Genomic DNA, 20,447 nt, shown 5'->3' with positions numbered 1-20,447 from the left:
CGCACCAAGTCGATGGAACGCCGCCCTTACTTCATGCCGACCTCCGGGCGGAGCCCGGGGCTAAAAGCGGCTACGCACGCGGATGAAAGCTCTGATGCACCCGCTTTAAGCGCGAGTGATCGACGTGCGTGTAAATTTGCGTCGTTGCGATGCTCGCATGGCCGAGCAACTCCTGCACCTGCCGCAAGTCGGCCCCGCCCGCCAGCAGATGCGTGGCGAAGCTGTGCCGCATTGAGTGCGGGCTTACTTCCGGCGACGCGCCGACGCGGGCTGCGTATCGTTTGAGCAATTCCCAAATCCGCTCACGTCGCAGTCGATCTCCTCGTGGCGAAAGTAGTACCCACTCCGGCGCCGGCGACCGCTTGCCGGCCAATCGGCCGCGCTCGTCGCGCAAGTAGCGTTCGACCGCTTCAATCGCCCGGCGTCCCAGCGGCACGATCCGCTGCTTGTCGCCCTTGCCGCGGCAGATGCAATACCGTTCGTTGAGGTGCAGGTCGCGCATGGGAAGGTTCGAAAGTTCCGACACGCGGCAACCGGTTGCGTAGAGGAGTTCCAACAGCGCCCGGTCGCGGAGACACCACCCGTCCGACTTGCGGGGAGCGTTAAGCAGCTCTTCGACCTGGGCGGTCGACATCACTTGCGGCACGCGCTGCCACAGCTTGGGCGAGCCGAGTAGCTCCGCCTCGTTTTCCGCCAGCACTCCCTCCAACTGCAGGTAGCGGAAGAAAACTTTCAGCGAGGCGACGTGCCGCACGACGCTTTTGGGCGCTAGTTGCTGTTCAGCGAGCCAAGCGGGGTAGCGTGCGAGGTCGCTGACTTTCAGCTGCCCGAACCGGCGGTTGCCGAGCCACTTGAACATCCGCTTCAGGTCGCGACCATACGCGGCCACCGTGTTCTCCGAGAGATGGCACTCGGTGCGCAAGTAACGCTCAAACGACTCCTGCCAACGGACGGCGTCGTTCTGGGCGGCCTCGCGGCGCGGTTTGATGACCTTCTTCAGCGGCTTCACGGCTGTTCTTGCTCCTCGGCACCGCAGCTGACTGTAGAAACTATCGACAACGGCGCGTCTGGACTGGGCAGCAGGCCGGAAACTGCGGTATCTTTTCAATCGCTCCCGCGAACGCACGGATTAGGTAAACTTTGCGGAGCGACAACTACTCGGTTGCTCGCCCCGGATTACACTCGCACAGCGATTCTCGACAGCAGTCACGGATGCAAAACGTCGTCATCGAAGAGCCGTACAAGTTCATCCCCCCGATCTATTCCAAGATCTGGCCCGAACTGCTGCGCTACTACATTCCTCATTGGATCAAGAAGACCTACGGCATTCATTCCGTCGAAACGCGTGATGGAGAGAAGCTGAAGGCCTCGCTGGCCGCAGGCAACAGCGTGATCTTGGCGCCGAACCACTGCCGCCTTTCCGACCCGCTGACGTTCGTGCAGCTATCGCGGATCGCCAAATGCGATCTCCACGCGATGGCGTCGTGGCATCTGTTCATGGAAAGCCGGCTGAGTCGTTTCATGCTGCGGCGGGTTGGGGCGTTCAGCGTTTACCGCGAAGGGGTCGATAGGCAGGCGATTAACACGGCGGTTGATATTTTGGTTGACGGCAAACGGCCGCTCGTGATCTTCGCCGAGGGCGCCATCTCGCGGCACAATGACGAGCTGATGCCGCTGATGGATGGCACGGCGTTCATTGCCCGCACCGCGGCGAAGCGTCGCGAGAAGATTCCTGGCGCCGGCGGCGTGGTGATCCACCCGGTCGCGATTCGCTACTTCTATCAGGGCGATCTGGAAGCGGCCGTGAACCCTGTGCTTGAGGAAATCGAAGGGCACTTTTCCTGGTTCCCGCAGCAAGACAAGCCGCTGGTGCAGCGGATCCGGCAGATTGGCCAGGCACTGCTCTCGCTCAAAGAGATCGAGTACTTTGGCGCCGCCCGCACGGGGGACTTCTACGAGCGGGTCGACAATCTCATCGAAGACGTGCTGACGAAGCTTGAGGCTCGCTGGAATATCAAGGATCGCGCCGAGGGAGTCGTCGCCCGCGTGAAGAACCTGCGGGTGGCGATCATTCCGCCGCTGCTGGCTAAGGAGACGAACGAAACTGATCGCCAAGAGTACCGCAAGCAACTAGCCGCTTGCTACTACGTCCAGCAAATGTCGCACTACCCGCGGAACTACGTGCGGCTATCGCAGCGAAACATCCGCGAGCATATCCTCGAAACGGTCGAGCGGTTCGAGGAAGATTTTACCGATGAGATTCGCGTCCACCGGCCGCTCCATGCGGTGGTGCAGGTGGGCGATCCAATCCCCGTCGGCAGCCGGCGCGATCGCGAGGCGACGGTCGATCCGGTGATGGAGGAGCTGCGCATGCAATTGGGCGGGATGCTGAAGAAGCTTTCCGACGAATCGCCGCGAATGTAGCGTGAAGCGGCCATGGAGGTCGTCTTAGGGCGTGCCGAGCGATGGCGAATGGGAAGCGCCCCTGCTATTGTGTAGCAACCCTTCCCCAATCCTCTCGCCCCATGGGCTGCTTGCCATGGCTCCTGCCGCTGCTCCGACGCTCTTGCTTTCCGAACTCACCAACAGCCAAGAGGCTGATTTCTTCGCGCTGCTCGCTGCGAAGGAAACGATGACCACCCGCGACGGGAAGCCGTACTTCCGCGTGACGTTCCGCGATGCGAAGCGCGAGGTGAGCTTCCCAATTTGGGGCGATGCGCCGCTGGCTGCCGCATGCAAGGATGAGTGGAAGGTCGGCGAGTTTTACAAGCTGCGCGCCGCGTATCGTGAAACGAACTTTGGGCCGCAACTCGATATCCGCCGCATTCGCGCAGTAACCGACGAGGATGTGGCGGCAGGGTTCGATTCGTCGATGTGCCTGCCTAAGGCTCGCGTTGATGCGGACATCATGTTCGACGAGCTGCGGAAGCTTGTGGTCGAGACCATCCAGGACGAAGCGGTGTCGGCGTTGGTGGCGGCGATCCTCGACGAGTATCGGGAAGAGTTGCTGCGCTTGCCGGCGGCGACGCACAATCACCATGCCTACGCGGGCGGGTTCCTCGAACATGTGCTGAGCGTGACGAAGACCTGCGTCTACATCGCCGACAAGTACGCCGAGATGTGTCCTGAGATGCAGCCGCCGCTTGATAAGGATCAGGTGATCGCCGGCGGGGTGCTGCATGACATCGGCAAGCTGCGCGAGTTGCAAGTGACGCCGATGGGCGCCGAGTACTCGCCGGCTGGCGTGCTCATCGGGCACATGCTGCAGGGGCGGGATATTCTCCGCGAGATGGCGGAGAAGCATCCGATCGATCCCGAGAAGCTGCTGCGGCTGGAGCACATCATCATCGCTCACCAGCGATTGCCGGAGTGGGGCGCGCCGAAGCCGCCGATGACTCCAGAAGCCTTATTAGTCCACTATGCCGATGATATGGATGCGAAGCTGCAGATGATGATGGCCACGCTTGCCACGGAGCCTCATAGCGGGCCGCTGACGAGTAGCAAGAATCCGCTGCGGCAGCGGATTTATCGCGGGCCGCTGGTGATTGCTGAACGCGGGCCGGGGGAGGATGGCGGGGGTATTGGGGCGGAAGCGGCTGGGGAAGACTCTGCGGAAACGGCCGGGGGCGGGGACGCCCCGGCTCGCTTAGCGGGGGAAGCGCCGACGCTGTTCAGCTAAGCCTACTCAACTAGCCGCCGGGGCCGATCTCGAATTGGAGTTGAATGACTTCTATGTCACCGCCGAGCATCGACGGGCCGCGGTGAGCGGTCACTTGTACCTCGTCGGTGAGGCCGATCGTATCGCCGTCGCGAATAAGTTTCTTCTGATCGATCAGATAGTGGGCGAAGTTGTAGACGAAGTCGAGCAGCGCTTGCGGTTCGCCGTCGAAACGTTCGACCTCGATCTCGTTGTCGCCGAGGGCTTCAAGACCCGTCGAGTAGAGGCGGTAGACGCCGTCGTCGATTTGCTCGATGCGGAAGTCGATCCAGAGGAACAGCGGCAAGTTGTCGGGCTTCATTTGCACCGCTTGCTCGACGAACGCCCCGGGCGAATGGATCAAGCGGCCGGGGCCCCAGAAGACGCCGACGCTGCTCGACGACGCGACGGTCGCCGCGGTGAGTCGCGTGAGCGTCATCGCCTTCTCGATCGCCTTGCCTCCTTCGTCGACTACCGCGATCAGCAGGTGGGCGGCATGGTCGCGCATCTCGGCGGTCGCCTCGGGCCAGTACCACGCCGTCGCGCACGGGCCTTCGAGCTGCGACCACGGAATCGGTCGCGGAATAAGCGTGATCGCCGCGGTGAGGTCGCCGACAGTGAACGTCGTCAGCTTGTCGGTCGACGCAGCGAGGACCGGCTGCGGTGCGTCGGGAAATTGCTCGGCATGCCAAGCGGCGAAGTGTTCGAACGTCGGCGTCTCGGCCTGTTCGAGTGCGACCAGCGCCAACCAGCGGAGTGGATGGTTCATCACTCTCCCTTTCGTCGGGCCTGAACGACCCGGGCGAGACCGGCGATATCCTTTTGCGTCGGTTCGCGTTGCAAGCGGGAGTCGGCTTCCAAGAGTTGCTCAACTCGCTCCACGATCGTGGGACTGATTTCCATTAACAACCAACCGCCGGGGCGGAGTCGCTCGGCCGCTTGGCCGATCAACCGTTCGATCACCGTGGTCCCTTCGGGGCCGCCGTCGAGCGCGAGCGTCGGCTCGTAGCGGCGGACGTCGACGGCCAGCTCCTGCATCTCGGCGCTGGTGATGTACGGCGGGTTGCTCGCGATGAGGTCGAACTTTTGCTCGGCGGGCAGGGCTGCAAACAGGTCGCTCTCGACCGCGGTGATGCGGTCGCTGACGCCGTTGCGTTCGGCGTTTTTCTGCGCGACGGCAAGCGCGGCGGGGCTGACGTCGATCATCGTCAGCGTGGCGCTCGGGAGATGTTTCGCGAGCGTGACGGCGATGATGCCGCTGCCTGTGCCGACGTCGGCGACGGCGATTGGTTTGGCTGGTGGGGGCGTTGGCTTGGGGGCCGGAGGATTAGGGGCCGGAGGATTAGGGGCGACGTCGTTCGAATCTCGCTCCGGCGGGTCGTTGACCCGCGGCTGTGGTTTGGCGATGTCCAGCGCGCGGACGATGAGGAGTTCCGTTTCCGGGCGTGGGATCAGCACGTCGGGCGTTACGGTGAACGGCAGCGAGAAGAACTCGCGGTGGCCGACGAGGTAGGCGACCGGCTTGCCGGCGGCGCGTTCCTTCACCAACTCGCGGAACTTGGCTCGCAGCTCGTCGCTCGCCGGCTGCTCAAACGAGGTGTAGAGCTCGATCCGCTTGCAACCGCGGACGTGGGCGAGCAGCACCTCGGCGTCGAGCCGCGGCGACTCGGCGCCCTTTTCCTTCAGGAAGTCGGTCGTCCAGTTAAGGAGCCGGCCGATGGTCCAGGGCTGGTCGTTAGCAGACATCGCCCCTCCCTTATTCGGTCACGGCGAAGGCGTCGCGGAGTTGTTGGCGGTCGTAATCGACGAGCGCGTCGGTCACCGGTTGCAGGTTGCCGGCGATGATTTGGTCGAGCTTGTAGAGCGTGAGCCCAATGCGGTGGTCGGTCACGCGGTTGTCGGGGAAATTGTACGTGCGGATCCGTTGACTGCGATCGCCGGAGCCGACGAGCGTCTTCCGCTCTTCGGAACGCTTTTTCTCTTCGGCTTCGCGCTTCACCTCGTACACGCGGGCCTTGAGCACGCGGAGGGCCTTGGCGATGTTTTTGTGCTGGCTCTTTTCGTCCTGGCACTGGACGACGATGCCGGTCTCGTAGTGGGTGAGCCGCACCGCCGATTCAGTCTTGTTGACGTGCTGACCGCCCGGGCCGCTCGCGCAGAATTTGTCGAGCCGGTAATCGTCCGGCTTGATGTTCACTTCAACGTCTTCCGGCTCGGGCATCACGGCGACGGTGGCCGCGGAGGTGTGGATGCGGCCCTGCGTTTCGGTCGCGGGGACGCGCTGCACGCGATGGCCGCCCGACTCGTACTGCAACTCGCGGTAGACCCCTTCCCCTTCGATCGACAGGGAGATTTCCTTGAAACCGCCGAGTTCCGTGGCGCTGTGATCGAGGATCTCGATCTTCCAACGCTTCACTTCCGCGTGGCGCTTGTACATTTCGTACAGGTCGCGAGCGAAGAGGGCCGCTTCGTCGCCGCCGGTGCCGCCGCGGATTTCCATCACGCAGCGGGTGCGGTTCGCATCGGCGCCGCCGAGCGTGAGGGTGAGCAGCTCGTTCCAGAGCTCTTCGCGAGCTTCGACCAAGCCGGGCAATTCGCCCTCAGCCAGTTCGCGCATGTCGAGGTCGTCGCCCTCGACCATTTCGCGGGCTTCAGCGATCTCGACGTTGAGCTCTTTGAACCGCCGGTACTTGGTGGCGAGACGGTTGAGCGAGCCATGCTCGCGGATCGCCGCGGTCAGCTTGGCGGAGTCGCCGAGGATGACGGGGTCGACGAGCTGGCCTTCGAGTTCCTCGAAACGGCTAAGGGTTTTTTCGAGGAGATCGCGCATGGGATGGTGGCAGGCTGGAGGAAGCGGGCGAAAGGAACTGGCAAAGGGAGTCGTGCGCGGGTGAATCCGCGGTAATCCCTCACCCTGCCCTCTTCCTGCGAGGGAGAGGAAATCAGGGTGCGCCGCTGCGTAAGAGCAGGCGGCGTATAGAGTTCCGGTCGCTACTTCTCGGCCGCAACCTTCTTGTCGGCAGTCTTCTTGCCGAGGCTTGCGTAGCCAGCGCCAGCGAACTTGGTCTTGAACTTCTCGATGCGGCCGGCCGCGTCGACGAACTTCAACTTGCCGGTATAGAAGGGATGGCAAGCGCTGCAGATATCGAGCTTCAGCTCCTTGCGGGTGCTGCGCGTCGTGAAGGCGTTGCCGCAACCGCAGGTGACCTGGGTTTCGTAGTAGGCGGGATGGATGTCGGCTTTCATAGCGATGATTCCTGAAATGGGTCGAATCAAGGATTTTATCGGCCGGAGGGCGGCGGAACAAGAGCTTGCTGGCGAGCGGCGCGGGAACGGTCGACTCTGAACCAGTCGCGCTGAGATCTGAACCAGGTGCCCTGAGGTCGGAAGCAGTCATCCTGAGGTATTCCGAAGGGGCCGGCCAGATTCCGCGGACGCCCTCGAAATGACGGATACGGCGCACTGGGAGTGAGAAAAGGCTGGTTTTGCATGTCGCTCGTGTTGCCCGTCTTGGCCGTGTTGACCAAGGGATATTGAGTGGCCAGCACGGTGAATGTCGGTTTTGGCGACACTCGCTGGCGGCGGCTGGCGGGTGAATTGTGTCGCCGGGGCATCTTGTCGCGAAACGCGTTTTTGGCGACATAATTCGTAAGTTGTTGTGAGTTAGTGGGTTAGCGTATCGCTGAGGGGTCGTGTGGCCAGTGGAATGCGACAGAAGTGGCGACGCGTGGGGCGGGCCCTGGTTGGCAGCTCCGCATGCTCACGACTTGGGGTCGAGAGTATGCCACCCAGGCGTGTGTTGCAGATGATCTCGGGGGGATCGTTATGGCTGGGGGCGAGAAGGCTGCGCGGGGAGCGAAGAGTGCTCCCTTGGGGCGGTTGCCGACAGCGTACTCGTAGTATGTGTACATGTGATCACAATAGCAGGCTAGGCTGCGGAATTCTAGCTACGAGTTTCGGCCAGGGGCGAGTGGCTGGGGTGTGGGGCGCATGCTCAGCGCTTGCGGTTGAGAACACGCCACCCTGCGGCTCGACGGTCGGGAGCCAAAGTCCGACGGTTGGTCTTTGGGTGCACGCACTTTTGGACCAATCGCGCACGCTGATCGCTCGTTTGCTGGGAAAAGAATGTCGCCAACGATCTCACATTCTTGCGACTACAGTTCGCAGTAACTTGTATTACGCGTCACGAAGGTTTTCGGGCAAGGCTTTGGTGAATTCGGGGTTTAGGCGGAGTGGGTAGAGTGTGGGCTGATAATTCGCGATGAAGGAAAATATTATTAATGCAATCTACTTTAAAATTGTTTGATCAGAGCTATATTGCCGGTGCGTCGTCGAAGTTGGGACCGCTTAGCGTTGCTGAACGCAAACCTCTCGTAGTATTAGGGAAGGTTTCAATGTTTGTTGAAATTAGATGCCTCCTGCTCGTGATTGCGTGTGGCTGTGCTCAGATGGCTGCTCGGCCTGTATCTGGGGAGAATTGGAATCCTTTTGATAAGGACAGTGAAGTCAGGGAGGGGTTGCGACAGATCGACCCAGGTCCGGGCATCGGAGATGCCCTCGACAACGACACGAGATTTCACGGTTATACGGAGACTGTCCAAGCCACGACCAAACTGCGGAACTTAGGGAAGAGCAAATTCTTCGGCTGGTCACTCGACATCGATGGCAAGACCGGAACTCTAATTCTTAACGCCAAGGACGGAAAGGACGCCAGCGGCACATGGTGGGAAGTTAGACGAGATGGGAAGCACAATGGGTTCCCTGCTTACACAATACGTAATAGAGGGAAGAGCGACTACTTTAACTACTACTTAGACATTGATGGCAAGACAGGCGCATTGATGTTGAATAAGGAACGTGCGGCGGGTGCGAACTGGATCGTTAGGTCGGTCGGTAACTACCGCGGGTACAAGGCGTACGTGATTCAGAATCTCGCCGAGAGTCCATTTCGCGGGCACTACTTAGATATTGATGGAAGAAAAGGCACTCTAATGCTTAATGAGAAACCTGCTTCTGGGATTTATTGGTGGTTCCTTAATCCTCCTCTTGAGAAGTAAGGCGAGGTTTTGTGAGGGCTAACTGAATCGGCGTTGAGGAGTTGGCGACGGAGTTGTGTTCGGTCGCGTGGCTGTTGCGGCTACGCCGCCCTTGTAGGATCGGGGCTAACCTGCGAGGTGGACTCGACCGCTGAAGCGGACGACGCCGGGATGATCTAGCTACAGCAGCGTGCCCTGCAGTACGGCGAGCGCTACTGTGAAGTAAATGACGAGCCCGGTGACGTCGACGAGCGTCGCGACGAACGGGGCCGAGCTTGTGGCGGGGTCGAAGCCGGCTTTGCGGAGGGCGAAGGGGAGCATGCTGCCGGCGACGGAGCCGAAGCAGACGACGCCGATCAGCGATAGCCAAACGGTGGCGGCGACCAAGTAATAGTGGTCGCCGTAGTCGAACCAGCCGAGCTTTTGCCAGAGCATGATCCGTGCGAAGCCGACCATGCCGAGCCACATGCCGAGCGTGGCGCTGGTGCGCAGTTCGCGCCGCAGCACCTTCCACCAATCTTTTAGCTTCACTTCGCCGAGGGCCAAGGCGCGGACGATGAGCGTCGCCGCTTGAGAGCCCGAATTGCCGCCGCTGCTGATGATCAGCGGCACGAACATCGCCAGCACGACGGCGTGGGCGATTTCTTCTTCGAAGAAGCCCATCGCGGTCGCGGTGAGCATTTCGCCGAGGAACAGCACCGACAGCCAGCCGCCCCGTTTGCGGATCATCTTGAGGTACGAGACGTCGAGATAGGGGGCGTCGAGGGCTTCCATGCCGCCGATCTTTTGCATGTCTTCGGTCGCTTCGCGCGAGGCGACGTCCAAGATGTCGTCGATCGTGATGATGCCGAGCATGTGGCCGTCGCAGTCGGTCACCGGGAGGGCGATGCGGCCGTACTTCTCGAAGGTGCGGAGCGCCTCTTCGCGATCGGAATTGGCGGTGAGCGAAATCGTCAGGCCGCGGTGGATGTCGTGGACGCGGTCGTCGGGGTTGGCCATCACGAGGGCGCCGAGCGAGATGTCCGCCAGCAGTTTTCCTTTTTCGTCGAGGATGAAGACGACGTTGACGGTTTCCTTGTCGCGGCCATGGGTGCGAATGTAGTCGAGGGCTTCGCGAGCGGTGAGGCCGGCGTGGATTGCGACGTACTCGGGCGTCATGTAGCGGCCGGCGCTGTGGAGCGGATAGCCGAGCAGGTCGCGAGCCGCTTGCAACTCTTCGGGTGAGAGCGAGGCGAGTAGCCGCTTGGTGACTTCCGGCGGCAGTTCTTCCAAGAGTCGCGTTTGATCGTCGGGCGACATGTCGCTCAGCAGCGAGCGCATCTGATCGCTGGAGACGGAGCGAATGAGCATCTCTTGATGCTGCTGCGGAAGATGCGCGAAGACCTCGGCGGCGAGCGTGCGGGGCAACACGCGAAAGATCGGCACGTCGTCGGCGTCGGGAATGTCTTCGAGGATTTCCGCGATTTCGGCCGGATGGAATTGGGAGAACGCCTCGCGAAGGACGTCCCATTCCTTGGCGGCGATCAACTCTTCCAACTCAGGACGCAGCAAGTTGCCGATCATTGATCGCTCTCCGAGGGTGGAAGCGGCGATTTTGCGAGAGTAGCTCACGACGCTGTCGTCGAGTCATTGTATGCGGCGGGGTGGTTCGCCCCAACCCGGTTGTGCTGGACCGAGTAGGTGTGAGAGGGTGACGAGTTCGCAAGGTGGGGAGAACGCGCCGTCGATTTTTGAGCGCGACGACGTGGAGTGGCTGTCGGCGTATGGGACGTCGACTAGCGACGCGGGACGCGACGAGTTGCTGACGCTGCCGCGGTTGAATGATTTTTCGCGGGAACAGTTGGAGCGGCAGTTGCAGGGGGCGGCGGCCGGGCAAATTAATATTTGTCCACGACGCGTGGGATTTTTAGTCTCAGTCGTTTGACGCCGTCTGCAGTCACCTTCGTTTTGTAGACGGACAAAATCCGTAATCGAGGGAACGTTGCTAGGTGCTCAATCGATACGTCGGTGATCGACGTCTCATTCAAGCTGAGTAGTAGAAGGTTGGGGAGCGAATGAAGGCGTGCGAGCGCGGCGTCGTCGAATGCGCGGCTTGTGAAACGGAGCGAGTTGAGCTTCGGCAGTTTGCCGGAATTCAGAACTACAAAAACGTCGTCGTCGATGTGTTCCGCGCGTAGGCGCAAGTCCTCGACGTTAGGCAGGTTTTCGACCATGAGTTGAATGTACCGACGGTGGTCGACCTTGGGTTGCAAGTCCACTCGCTGGACAACTCTCATTCCCAGGAATGTTCGCAGCCACTCGGTGCGCGAATCCATCCGGTCTTCGTCGAGAATCAGTGGTAGTGGGTTGATATCCGAGTAATAAACAAAGCCGCCCGCTGCCTGTAGATCCATAATAAATTCGGTTTGAATGCTGACCGCGCGCCATCTCCAGGCCGCGAGGAGCAGCAAGGCGACTCCCGCTAGTAGGAGGCTGCGGCGAGTTCGAGCGGAGGCACGGCGCCATTGCTGCAGCATCGCGGGAGTCAGGCCGCCGATGACGCCGCCCGCACTGACGCAGAGGAAGCAGAGAGTTTCTTCGGCAACTTTGGCGCCTAGCGATGATGCGGAGATGGCCAGGTGAAAGCCGAACACGCCGAATAACAGGCCGCCGACTAATCCCAAGCGAAATGCCCCTGACACGTAATGGCCGGTGGCGGCGCCGAGAGCACAGGCGAGCGCGACGAGCAGAATCGGGGAATTTGACGAGCCGTAGAGCAAACCATCTTGGGACACCGACACGATGAGTGCGACGACGACGGTGACCAACAATAGGTCCGCGATTCGAAATTGAAAGCGTTGCGTGTTCAACGGTTGCCCCGGCAGCGAATTGCTTGCTCGGCATTCTCCACTGGCCAGTCGCTTAACTTAACAGCGCAGGACGAGCGTGTCGCGTTTGGGCGTGATTCTACTTGGCAGGCTAGATGAACAGCAGTGGGCGAGGCGGCTAGAATTCGGTCGCTTGCGAGATGAAACTTTTGCAGGGTTGGGAGTTCTGAGGTGGCGGCTATATTTGTTCAGAGCCAGAACTCGTAAAATGCGAGCCAAATTTTCAAGGAGCCGTGGACTTTGTCTGCATCGGTAAACTCAGCTGGTCACGTTGCTCGCCCTTTGTCCGCGACCGTGGTCGGATGGTTGTGGATTGTCGGCGGCGTTGCGACTTTCCTATCGTCGTGGCAGGACTTCTTTAAGGCGCGAAAGTTTGCTGCAGCGCGGCCGGAGGCAGTGAACGACCCCGCTGTTGACGCCGTGCTCGACGCTGCCAGCGCTCTTATCGGCGGCTCCCCATTGGAGTTTCTAGTTTTCACGCTGCTCTCGACCGTGGCGGTTGTCGGCGGCGTGGGACTGTTGAGGCTGCGAGTTTGGGGATGGCGGATTGTTGCCGCCGGCTTGTGGCTCATGCTGGCGGCGACCTTCGTCGGCCTACCTTATTGTCTCTGGACGATCTTCCAAGAGGTGCGTGAAGACCCCGATGGTTTCAATTTGTTCGTGATCATTGTGTGCATTGCAGTTGTTATGCAACTGGCGTTTGCCGGCATGACGATTGGCGTGATGCTGCGCTCGCTGTATGGCCAGCGCGTTCGCGAGGCAGTGGCCGCGAATGAAACGTTACGCCGAGCTTCATCGCCCTTGGGATGAGCCATTGAGCTGGTTTCGCCTCTTCCAAATCGATGCTTGGATGCCTTATGCAAAATGTCAGCCACGAGCCGACGCCGAATATGGTTGCGTTTTACGAGCGTCGCACGCGCGAGCATATCGAACGCGTTGGTCGATGCCTGACGCTGCTTGCTGCGGCGACTGCCTACGGCGATGAACTGTGCGAACGTGCGCGAAACCATGACGCGTCAAAGTTTGGGCCGGAGGAACGCGTCCCGTACATTTGGCTAACTGAATATCATCGACGACGTCGTACGGAGGATCCGCTGCAGTATCCGCCGGGCGTCGCCGAGCAAGTTGAGCGGGCGGTTCAGCATCACCTGAGCGTGAACCGCCATCATCCGGAGTTCCACGCCGATCCGAATGAGATGACGGAGGTCGATCTCATCGAAATGGTTTGCGATTGGACAGCGATGGCGCAAGAGTTTGGACAGGATGGCGGCAGTGCGCGGGGCTGGGCTGACAAGACGGTCGGCACGCGCGTGATGTTAAACGCAGAGAAGCGGCGGTTTGTTTACGAGGTGATTGAGTTGCTGGATCGGCAACTGGCGGCGACTCGTTGATGAGTTTGGCGTCCTGCAGCTGCGATGCTTTCGCGTCGTTACGCGATGCAAACAGCAACGCCGCCCCAAGCTGGTAAGCCGGGGGCGGCGTTTTATTTGGACTGATCGTTTCGGTACAGTTCTGCATGCTCACGGCTTGGGGCCGAGAGGATGCCACCCGCGTGAGAAGCCTTTTGGCGGCGATTCCGTTCACCCGTTATTTGCGATGCTTGAAGTTGCGTTGCTTGCCGGAGTTGCCGTTTTTCGCGTTTCCGTTCTTGCCGCCGCTGCGGGTGAACGAGGCCGACTCGCCGCCCCCTTCATCGCCGCCGTCGGCTAGCGAACCGGAGGGAGCGGTGCGGACCACGACGAACTTGTCGACGTTGCCGAACACGACTCTCGTGTAGTCTCCGGCGTCGTCGCCCTTGTGGTCGCCGAAGACGCTCACGGGGCCGAGCGGCGTGTCGAACTTGTCGACGTTGTGGTTCGAGTCGTAGTAGCTCACGAGGTTCGGCCAGCTCGTTTGACCGCCGAGCGAGGTGATACGCTGGCCGGCGGGGGCCGAGTAAATCAGCGTGCGAGTTTCGCCGCTGGCGGTGGTGTTGTCGGGCTTCGTTTCCTCGGCGATCATCTTGATCACGAAGTAGACCTGTTGACTGTCATGTTCGACCCGAGCATCGACGACGACGCGGGGGCCGTTGCCATCGAAGTCTTTATCGCCGCGGGTGTGAGGCGGCGTGTAGGTGTAGGTGCGGGGGAGGTAGGCTTCTTGCTCCGAGCGCGGGGCGTTCATGTCGACGTTGATCGGGATCGCTGCATCGAGGTTGAGTTCGACCCGCGTGTAGACGCCGGCGTCTTTGCCTTTGGTGTCGCCGTAGAGGGTGACGCGGCCGAGGGCGGTGGGGTAGGTCTTCGAGTTGTGGCCGCTCATCGTGTCGATGACGAGCTCGTGTTCCGACTTCGGAATCGAGACGATCCGCATGCCGGGAGGGGCGGTGTAGACGGTGCGCGTGGGCGACCAGCCTGAGGCTTCGGTCCAGTCGCTCTTCGTTTCCTTCGCTTTGTAGTAGACGCTGTAGAGCAGCGTGTTGTTGCTGACGGTGAACTTCACCTTGACGGTGACGGCGGGACCGTTGCCGTCGAACTCGGCGTCGCCGGCAACGTGCGGCGGCATGAAGGTGAGGTTGTCACGCAGGTTTGGCGAGACGACTTCGGCTTGAGCTGGGACAGCGGAGCCGGCGGCGAGAACGGCGGACAGGGCCGCGGCGAGCTTCCAGGACTTACGGTTCAAGTTAATGCACATCGGACTTCTTTCTCTATTCGCTTTGAGTTGGCGTCTCTCCGATGATGTTCGGAGGTATGACCAAAAGCGTTTGCGTCGCGCGGTTGTTACCGCGCGTGAGGAAATGGCGAGAAAGTTGCAGAGAAGCAGCGCAGGCGGCCAGAAAACCCAACCTTGAGGTCCCCTACCCTTGATGGGGAGGGTTAGGGAGGGGTGATCGCAGCGGGTACCAGAGTTCCACCCCCTCCCCGGCCCTCCCCTCAAGGGGGAGGGAGCAGGAGCATTCACTACAGCTGCGTGCCGCGACGTTTGGCGGTGTGGATGCCAACCCCCGGGCGGAGCCCGGGGCTAGTGGAGAGCGCGCATCGATGTGAAGCGCTAGTGCGTGCCGCGTGGTTTGGCGAGGTTTGCGCTCGCGCCTAACACGCCGCTGAAGAGGACGAGCAGGCCCAGTGAGAGCGGCAGGCCAAGCGTGCGGCTGAGGGCGCCGATGATGGGCGGGCCGATCAGCAGGCCGACGTAGCCGACGGTGGAGACCGACGCGATCGCGGGGCCGGCGTGGCCATGGCGGGCAGCGGCGCGGAAGAGTGCGGGAATGATGTTCGCCAACCCGAAGCCCGCCATTGCGAAGCCGAGCAGGCCAAGCCAGTAGGTTTGCGATGCGAGCGACAGCGCGAGGCCGAGCGCTGCGACGGCGCCGCTGAACCGCATCAGCACGACGGGACCGAGCCGGTGACTCAGTTGATCGCCGCAGAAGCGGCTGGCCGTCATCGCGGTGGCGTAGGTGGCGAAGCCGAGTGCGGCGGAGGCGGGCTCGGCGCCGACGACGTCGGCGAGGAAGACGGCGCTCCAGTCGGCCATCGATCCTTCGCAGAAGAGGGCGATGAATGCGAGCGCGGCAAGCGGCGCGAGTCGACCGCGGGGCCAGAGCGAGTGGCGGTGATGCGCGTGCTCGTCGGGACGGTCGTGCTCCGTGAGGCGACGGCCGGAGAATGCGGCGAGGCCGAGGAGGAGCAGGCCGAGCAGCGTCATGATCAGCGGTGCGCCGAGCGAGAGCTTCAAGCCGCCGGCGACGAAGAGCGATCCGGTGAGAGCGCCCATGCTCCACCCGCCGTGGCAGCGGGCGACGATGGGGCGGCCTTCGTGGTTTTCAATGGCGATCGCTTGAGCGTTCACCGAAACGTCGAGCGAACCTTTCGCGGCCCCGGTGATGAGGGCGCCGATCGCGAAGATCGCGAGCGTGCTGGCGGGCGAAGCGGCGAACGCGACGAGCGGCAGCAGAATCGAGTACGCGACGGCGGCGGCGATGATGACGCGGCGGCTGCCGAGGTGAGCAATGAAGCGGCCGGCAATCGGCATCGCGGCGACGCTGCCGATGACCATCGAGAACAGCGCGACGCTGAGCTGGCCGTCGCTGATGCTGAGTTGCGACTTGAAGACGGGAAGCAGCGCGGCCCAGGCGCCGAAGCCGGCGCCATCGATCAGAAAGGCGCTGAAGACGGCCGACACGGCGCCGAATTGGAACCGTGAAGCGGGTTTGGCGGCCACGTGGTCCGTGGACATCTGATTCTCTGGCGGGAGGTGGGTTCTCAGGAGAGAGAACGGCGGGACCGTCGATCTTAGCAGAGTCGGGAAGTTTGATCGACTGCGATTGGCCGCAATGGCGCTGCGGCTAGCGTGTTGTGTGAAGGAATCATGAAAGTCATCGGCTTTGCCGGTGGACGCAGTTGGAGTTGCGCTATTAGGCAGTTCGTCCACCGGCGGAGCCGGTGGCTTCTATTGAACGCAGTCATCGCGGGTTGTAGCAGGGGGCCGACTGCAGGAGGCGGCGTGGATAGAATAGGTTCGTGCAAACCGAGAGGCGGCAAGACAGCAATAATCAATCGAGGAGCATGATGGGACGCTTGGTGAAAGCGGGTGAGCGAGTTCGCATTGCCGTTGATATGGACGAGGTGATCGCCGACTCGCATGGTCGACACGTGGAGCTTTATCGCCGCGACTTTGGCGTCCACTTGGCGGAGGAGCAACTGCTGGGGAGGCGATTTTCGGAAGCAGTGCACGAGGATCATCGATTGGCGGTCAAGCAGTACGCCCACGAGCTCGACTTCTTCAGCAGCCTGTCGGTGATTCCCGACTCGCAGGACGTGCTCGCTCGACTGTACGAGCGGCACGACGTCTTCATCGCGAGCGCGGCGATGGAATTTCCGACGTCGTTCGTGCCGAAGTTCGAATGGCTGCGAGAGTATTTTCCGTTCTTCTCGTGGGAGAACGTTGTCTTCTGCGGCGATAAGAGCATCATCGCGGCCGACTATTTGATCGACGATATCCCGAGAAACTTGGAGCGGTTCGGCGGCGAGGGGATTTTGTTTTCGGCGCCGCACAATCGGAAAGAGACGCGGTTCCGTCGCGTGCAGGGTTGGGCGGAGATTGCGGAGTTGTTTTTGGATTGAGGATGCGATGGTTTTTAGAGAAAACTAAATCCTGAGGTTCCCTCCCCTTGAGGGGGAGGGTTAGGGAGGGGTGAAAGAAGCGTGTACCAGCGTTCCACCCCCTCCCCTGCCCTCCCCTCAAGGGGGAGGGAGTCACAACATTCATCGTGATTGCGAGCCGCGACGCGTTAGATTCTCCGCGCTAAGCTGGCGACGATCGCAATGAGTTCCGCCGGTTCGACGGGCTTTGAGAGGTGATGCTGGAAGCCCGCGAGCACCACGTTCACGCGGTCGTCGGCGCGGGCGTAGGCGGTGAGGGCGACGGCGGGCGTGGCGCCCCCCTGCTCTGCCGGGAGTTCGCGCAAGCGGCGAATGAGCGAGTAACCATCTTCGGCCGGCATGCCGATGTCGCTCACTAGCACGTGCGGCCGCTTTTCTTGCACGAGCACCAGCGCATCGGCGGCGCTGGCGGCGTCGAAGACGAGCGCATCGCAATCTTCGAGTAGACGGCGCAACAGCGCGCGGGCGTCGGGTTCGTCGTCGACGACCACGACGGTGACCCCGGCCATTTCGGCGCACGCCTCGATCGGCGTCGGCAACGAGCTCGCTGCGGGATGGCGACGCTCGACCGGAGTCTCGCGGTGCGAAACGATGGCGGTGAGCGGTAAGTGGACGATGAACGTCGCGCCAGCGCCGTGGCCGGCGCTTTTCGCGCGGACGGAGCCGCCGTGAAGTTCAACGAGTTGCCGGACGATGGCGAGTCCCAGGCCGAGGCCGCCGTGCATGCGGGTCGTCGTCGCGTCGGCTTGGCGGAAGCGATCAAAGACATGCGGCAGGAACTGCGGCTCGATGCCTTCGCCGCTGTCGATGACGCTCACTTCCAGGTGTGAATTGACGCGCTCGAGTAAAATCTGGACGTTGCCTTCGCGCGGCGTGAATTTCACGGCGTTGCTGAGCAAGTTCCAAAAGACTTGCTGCAAGCGGTTCGGATCGCCGGAGATGGGGCCGGCGAGCGGATCGAGGGCGGCGCGGAGGCGGATCCCCTTCGCGTCTGCGGCGGGTTTGATTGTTTCAATTGCCGCGCGAACGACGGCGGCGAGATCGACCCGCTGGACGTCGAGCCGAATCTTGCCCGAGATGATGCGGCTCATGTCGAGCAGATCTTCGATGATCTGCGCTTGGGAGCGGGCGTTGCGCTCGATGATTTCGATTCCCTCGGCGGTTTCGGCGGGCGGGAGCTGTCCGCTGCGAAGGATTTGCGCCCAGCCGAGGATCGCGTTGAGCGGGTTGCGGAGTTCGTGCGAGAGGGTGGCGAGGAACTCGTCCTTCATCTGGTTCGCGCGTTCGAGCTCGCTGCGGGCGGCGCGTTCGGAATCGAGCAGTCGTTCGCGATCGAGTTCAACGAGCTTGCGATCGGTGACGTCAATCGTGATGCCGTCGAACCGCGTCGGCGTGCCGTCTTCGGCGTAAAAGCCGCGGCCCATCGCGCGGATCCACTTGGTCCGTCGGCGGTCGGGCGAGACGGTGCGGAAGTCGATGTCGTACGCCGTTTGCCCGTCGATGCTGGCGGCGATCGCATTCTCCGTGCGTTCGCGATCGTCGGGGTGGAGCCGTTCGAAAAACAACTCGATCGTTACTTCGGCGTCGGGCGCGAGATGAAAGTGGGCCTTCACCGCGTCGTCCCAGAAGAGCCGCGCGAGCGGAAGGGGGCAACTCCAAATGCCGATGTTGGCGCCGCGGACGATCATTTCGTGCTGAACGCGACTTTCGCGGAGCTCGGCGGCAATGCGATCGAGGCTGATCAGGTGGTCGCGGACCTGGTACTGACGGTCGCGGGCGCGAAGAGCCGAGTTGACGACGCTGAGGAACGTTGAAACGCGCACGGGACGTTCGAGCACGCTGACGTTGCCAAGGGACTTGACGATGCGGCCCAACGAGGCCAACTCGGCGCCGGTGCGCGAGAGGACGATGATCGGGAGGTCGCTCCACACCGGCTGCGATGCTAAACAGTCGGCGAGGACGCGGTCGTCGCTAATGAGCGATTCTTCGGAGACGACGATCGCGGCGGCGCCTGCCGAGAGTTCGTGACAGAGTTCAGCGACCGAGGTGCACGTTGCGTACTCGATGTTGGCGTTTGTTAACAGTTTGCCAATCGCGTCGGCGTCGCGCCGCGTTGGCGGGAGGAGAAGCAACCGAGATTCGCAAGCAGGTTGGCTAGACTCCATGGCGGTCCTGCTTGATCAGATCAGAAGGCTTGCCAACGAATGTCGGCACGCCAGTGAGGACGCCTTGGAAGTCGATGAGCGGTTCACCGATTTGAATGCCGCGGTCGTTGATTTCGAGTTCTCGAATGGTGAGTTCGTGTTTGCCGCTTCGTTTTTTAACCACCGAGATTGCGCGTCGCACTTCGCCGCGGGCCTCGAAGAAGCGAAACAGAATGACGTTGTCGGCCAGATAAGTCGTGTCGACGGGGGACTGCATTGCCCCGACCATGCCGGCTTGCGTGACGGTCATAATTGTGACGACGCCGTTCTGGCCAAGGAAGGCGAGCAACTCGTGCAACTGAGCCGTGAGGAACTTTTCCTCGGGCATCGCGTTGAGGTAGCCGTTGAGGCTGTCGATGATGACGACCTTCGCCGGGATGCTGCCGCCATGGCCTTCCACGGCGCGGCGGACGATCGTGCAAAATTCGCCTGACGACAGTTCCGCCGGGTCGACTTGTTGCACGCTGAGCATGCCGTTCGTCATGTATGGTTCGATGCCGATGCCAAGCTTGCGCGAGCGCGAACGGAAGGTGCCGATGTTTTCGTCGAAGACGAACATCACCGCGCGCTCGTTGCGTTCCACGGCCGCCATAGCGAACTTGGTGGCGATAGTCGATTTGCCGGTGCCGGCGGGGCCGAGCATCAGCGTACTGGTGCCGGCGGGGAGGCCGCCGCAGAGGAGCGAATCGAGAGCGGTAATTTCGCTCGGCAGGTCGCGGTCGGCGAATTCGTTGTGATGCTCCGCCGCGACGAGTCGCGGAAAGACGTCTAGGCCGCCCTTGCGAATCGTGAAGTCGTGGTACCCGCCGCGGAACGCGACGCCGCGCAGCTTGACGACCCGCAGCCGGCGCCGTTCAGCGCCATACTGATTGGCCAGATGCTCAAGGTTAACGACGCCGTGCGCGATGCTCTCGAGCTGATCGTCGGCGACGGAGCCGGTGCAGTCGTCGAGCATAAGCACCGTGCAGTCGCGGCCGGCGAAGTATTGTTTGAGCGCGAGGATCTGCCGCCGATAGCGGAGTGAATTTTGCGCGACGAGACGGAGCTCCGAAAGCGAGTCGAGGACGACCCGCTTGGGGGAGCAGCGCTTGACTTCAGCGATCATCGCCTCGGTCGTTTCGCCAAGCTCGAATTCAGAGGGGTTGAAGACGGTGAGCTGCGCGTCGGCGGAGAGATTGCCCTCGGTGGGGATCAACTCGCAGATATTGAGACCGCTGAGATCCCATCCGTGGCTACGGGCGACTTTTTCAATCTCGCGGCGCGTTTCGGAGAGGGTGATATAGAGGCACGATTCGCCCTCCTTCACACCTTCGAGCAGAAACTGAAGCGCGAGCGTCGTTTTGCCGGTGCCAGGAGTACCGGCGACCATGTAAACGCAATCGGCGGGAAAGCCGCCGCGTAGGATGTCGTTCAAGCCGGCGATGCCGGTGGTGAGCGGGGGCGGGTCGAGATCTGGTGTCGTCATGTCTGATCCGAAGAGTTCGCAGCGGATGTGCGATTGG

Annotated in this window: 17 protein-coding genes; 6 read left to right on the top strand and 11 right to left on the bottom strand. The window is 61.7% G+C overall.

Going from position 1 to position 20,447, the window contains the following annotated elements; all coding sequences use genetic code 11:
• Positions 1-70: 70 nt before the first annotated feature.
• Positions 71-1,009 (bottom strand): site-specific tyrosine recombinase XerD, encoded by a 939-nt coding sequence (gene xerD, locus PLANPX_RS18030; protein WP_152100077.1) that lies wholly within the window; start codon positions 1,007-1,009, stop codon positions 71-73.
• Positions 1,010-1,212: 203 nt separating this feature from the next.
• Between xerD and PLANPX_RS18025 the strand changes: the two genes are divergently transcribed.
• Both PLANPX_RS18025 and PLANPX_RS18020 read left to right on the top strand, forming a co-directional pair.
• Positions 1,213-2,424 (top strand): 1-acyl-sn-glycerol-3-phosphate acyltransferase, encoded by a 1,212-nt coding sequence (locus PLANPX_RS18025; RefSeq protein ID WP_152100076.1) that lies wholly within the window; start codon positions 1,213-1,215, stop codon positions 2,422-2,424.
• 115 nt (positions 2,425-2,539) lie between these two features.
• Positions 2,540-3,679 (top strand): 3'-5' exoribonuclease YhaM family protein, encoded by a 1,140-nt coding sequence (locus PLANPX_RS18020; RefSeq protein ID WP_152100075.1) that lies wholly within the window; start codon positions 2,540-2,542, stop codon positions 3,677-3,679.
• Positions 3,680-3,689: 10 nt separating this feature from the next.
• Here the strand turns inward: PLANPX_RS18020 and PLANPX_RS18015 are convergent, their stop codons facing one another.
• The 4 genes from PLANPX_RS18015 to rpmE all read right to left on the bottom strand — a co-directional run bounded on the left by PLANPX_RS18015 (position 3,690) and on the right by rpmE (position 6,943).
• Positions 3,690-4,466 (bottom strand): DUF4261 domain-containing protein, encoded by a 777-nt coding sequence (locus PLANPX_RS18015; RefSeq protein ID WP_152100074.1) that lies wholly within the window; start codon positions 4,464-4,466, stop codon positions 3,690-3,692.
• Complete coding sequence (gene prmC, locus PLANPX_RS18010; RefSeq protein ID WP_152100073.1) at positions 4,466-5,443, bottom strand: peptide chain release factor N(5)-glutamine methyltransferase; 978 nt, start codon at positions 5,441-5,443, stop codon at positions 4,466-4,468. The genes PLANPX_RS18015 and prmC overlap by 1 nt, the downstream gene beginning before the upstream one ends.
• A 10-nt stretch (positions 5,444-5,453) precedes the next feature.
• Positions 5,454-6,527, bottom strand: a complete 1,074-nt coding sequence (gene prfA, locus PLANPX_RS18005) for a peptide chain release factor 1 (RefSeq protein ID WP_152100072.1) — start codon at positions 6,525-6,527, stop codon at positions 5,454-5,456.
• Positions 6,528-6,688: 161 nt separating this feature from the next.
• Positions 6,689-6,943 carry a 50S ribosomal protein L31 gene (gene rpmE, locus PLANPX_RS18000; RefSeq protein ID WP_152100071.1) on the bottom strand — a complete coding sequence of 85 codons (255 nt, stop codon included), beginning with the start codon at positions 6,941-6,943 and terminating at the stop codon, positions 6,689-6,691.
• A 1,034-nt stretch (positions 6,944-7,977) separates the two neighbouring features.
• On the opposite strand from rpmE, the gene PLANPX_RS17995 reads away from it, so the two are divergent.
• Complete coding sequence (locus PLANPX_RS17995; protein ID WP_172992151.1) at positions 7,978-8,754, top strand: hypothetical protein; 777 nt, start codon at positions 7,978-7,980, stop codon at positions 8,752-8,754.
• A 159-nt stretch (positions 8,755-8,913) separates the two neighbouring features.
• On the opposite strand, the gene mgtE is transcribed toward PLANPX_RS17995, so the two are convergent.
• Both mgtE and PLANPX_RS17985 read right to left on the bottom strand, forming a co-directional pair.
• Positions 8,914-10,296 carry a magnesium transporter gene (gene mgtE, locus PLANPX_RS17990; protein ID WP_152100069.1) on the bottom strand — a complete coding sequence of 461 codons (1,383 nt, stop codon included), beginning with the start codon at positions 10,294-10,296 and terminating at the stop codon, positions 8,914-8,916.
• A 314-nt stretch (positions 10,297-10,610) separates the two neighbouring features.
• Positions 10,611-11,540: a hypothetical protein gene (locus PLANPX_RS17985; protein ID WP_152100068.1), complete on the bottom strand. Its 930-nt coding sequence runs from the start codon at positions 11,538-11,540 to the stop codon at positions 10,611-10,613.
• A 480-nt stretch (positions 11,541-12,020) separates the two neighbouring features.
• On the opposite strand from PLANPX_RS17985, the gene PLANPX_RS17980 reads away from it, so the two are divergent.
• Both PLANPX_RS17980 and PLANPX_RS17975 read left to right on the top strand, forming a co-directional pair.
• Positions 12,021-12,410 (top strand): hypothetical protein, encoded by a 390-nt coding sequence (locus PLANPX_RS17980; protein ID WP_152100067.1) that lies wholly within the window; start codon positions 12,021-12,023, stop codon positions 12,408-12,410.
• Between the two features lie 47 nt (positions 12,411-12,457).
• The gene (locus PLANPX_RS17975) at positions 12,458-12,991 is read left to right on the top strand and encodes a DUF5662 family protein (RefSeq protein WP_198421760.1); all 534 of its coding nucleotides are present in this window, start codon (positions 12,458-12,460) and stop codon (positions 12,989-12,991) included.
• 196 nt (positions 12,992-13,187) lie between these two features.
• Here PLANPX_RS17975 and PLANPX_RS17970 read toward each other — a convergent pair whose 3' ends face one another.
• Both PLANPX_RS17970 and PLANPX_RS17965 read right to left on the bottom strand, forming a co-directional pair.
• Positions 13,188-14,261 (bottom strand): hypothetical protein, encoded by a 1,074-nt coding sequence (locus PLANPX_RS17970; RefSeq protein ID WP_232536165.1) that lies wholly within the window; start codon positions 14,259-14,261, stop codon positions 13,188-13,190.
• Between the two features lie 369 nt (positions 14,262-14,630).
• Positions 14,631-15,815: an MFS transporter gene (locus tag PLANPX_RS17965; protein ID WP_152100065.1), complete on the bottom strand. Its 1,185-nt coding sequence runs from the start codon at positions 15,813-15,815 to the stop codon at positions 14,631-14,633.
• Positions 15,816-16,144: 329 nt separating this feature from the next.
• Between PLANPX_RS17965 and PLANPX_RS17960 the strand changes: the two genes are divergently transcribed.
• Entirely contained in the window at positions 16,145-16,702 is a 558-nt protein-coding gene (locus tag PLANPX_RS17960; protein ID WP_198421759.1) for a 5' nucleotidase, NT5C type, read from the top strand.
• 167 nt (positions 16,703-16,869) lie between these two features.
• Here the strand turns inward: PLANPX_RS17960 and PLANPX_RS27800 are convergent, their stop codons facing one another.
• Entirely contained in the window at positions 16,870-18,906 is a 2,037-nt protein-coding gene (locus PLANPX_RS27800) for a hybrid sensor histidine kinase/response regulator (protein WP_152100064.1), read from the bottom strand.
• On the bottom strand, positions 18,896-20,410 hold the full coding sequence (locus PLANPX_RS17950; protein ID WP_152100063.1) for an ATPase domain-containing protein: 1,515 nt from the start codon (positions 20,408-20,410) through the stop codon (positions 18,896-18,898). The genes PLANPX_RS27800 and PLANPX_RS17950 overlap by 11 nt, the downstream gene beginning before the upstream one ends.
• Between the last annotated feature and the right edge of the window lie 37 nt (positions 20,411-20,447).

It is taken from the genome of Lacipirellula parvula (assembly GCF_009177095.1).
Classification (GTDB): domain Bacteria; phylum Planctomycetota; class Planctomycetia; order Pirellulales; family Lacipirellulaceae; genus Lacipirellula; species Lacipirellula parvula.
The sequence above is the reverse complement of the archived record's forward strand: the minus strand, read 5'-3'. Positions and strand labels throughout refer to the sequence as shown.

Bases quoted from the DNA above. Each gene is read 5' to 3' on its own strand.
- PLANPX_RS18025 (WP_152100076.1), top strand. From the start codon at position 1,213: ATGCAAAACGTCGTCATCGAAGAGCCGTACAAGTTCATCCCCCCGATC.
- PLANPX_RS18020 (WP_152100075.1), top strand. From the start codon at position 2,540: ATGGCTCCTGCCGCTGCTCCGACGCTCTTGCTTTCCGAACTCACCAAC.
- PLANPX_RS18015 (WP_152100074.1), bottom strand. From the start codon at position 4,466: ATGAACCATCCACTCCGCTGGTTGGCGCTGGTCGCACTCGAACAGGCC.
- prmC (WP_152100073.1), bottom strand. From the start codon at position 5,443: ATGTCTGCTAACGACCAGCCCTGGACCATCGGCCGGCTCCTTAACTGG.
- prfA (WP_152100072.1), bottom strand. From the start codon at position 6,527: ATGCGCGATCTCCTCGAAAAAACCCTTAGCCGTTTCGAGGAACTCGAA.
- rpmE (WP_152100071.1), bottom strand. From the start codon at position 6,943: ATGAAAGCCGACATCCATCCCGCCTACTACGAAACCCAGGTCACCTGC.
- PLANPX_RS17995 (WP_172992151.1), top strand. From the start codon at position 7,978: ATGCAATCTACTTTAAAATTGTTTGATCAGAGCTATATTGCCGGTGCG.
- mgtE (WP_152100069.1), bottom strand. From the start codon at position 10,296: ATGATCGGCAACTTGCTGCGTCCTGAGTTGGAAGAGTTGATCGCCGCC.
- PLANPX_RS17975 (WP_198421760.1), top strand. From the start codon at position 12,458: ATGCAAAATGTCAGCCACGAGCCGACGCCGAATATGGTTGCGTTTTAC.
- PLANPX_RS17965 (WP_152100065.1), bottom strand. From the start codon at position 15,815: ATGTCCACGGACCACGTGGCCGCCAAACCCGCTTCACGGTTCCAATTC.
- PLANPX_RS17960 (WP_198421759.1), top strand. From the start codon at position 16,145: ATGATGGGACGCTTGGTGAAAGCGGGTGAGCGAGTTCGCATTGCCGTT.
- PLANPX_RS27800 (WP_152100064.1), bottom strand. From the start codon at position 18,906: ATGGAGTCTAGCCAACCTGCTTGCGAATCTCGGTTGCTTCTCCTCCCG.
- PLANPX_RS17950 (WP_152100063.1), bottom strand. From the start codon at position 20,410: ATGACGACACCAGATCTCGACCCGCCCCCGCTCACCACCGGCATCGCC.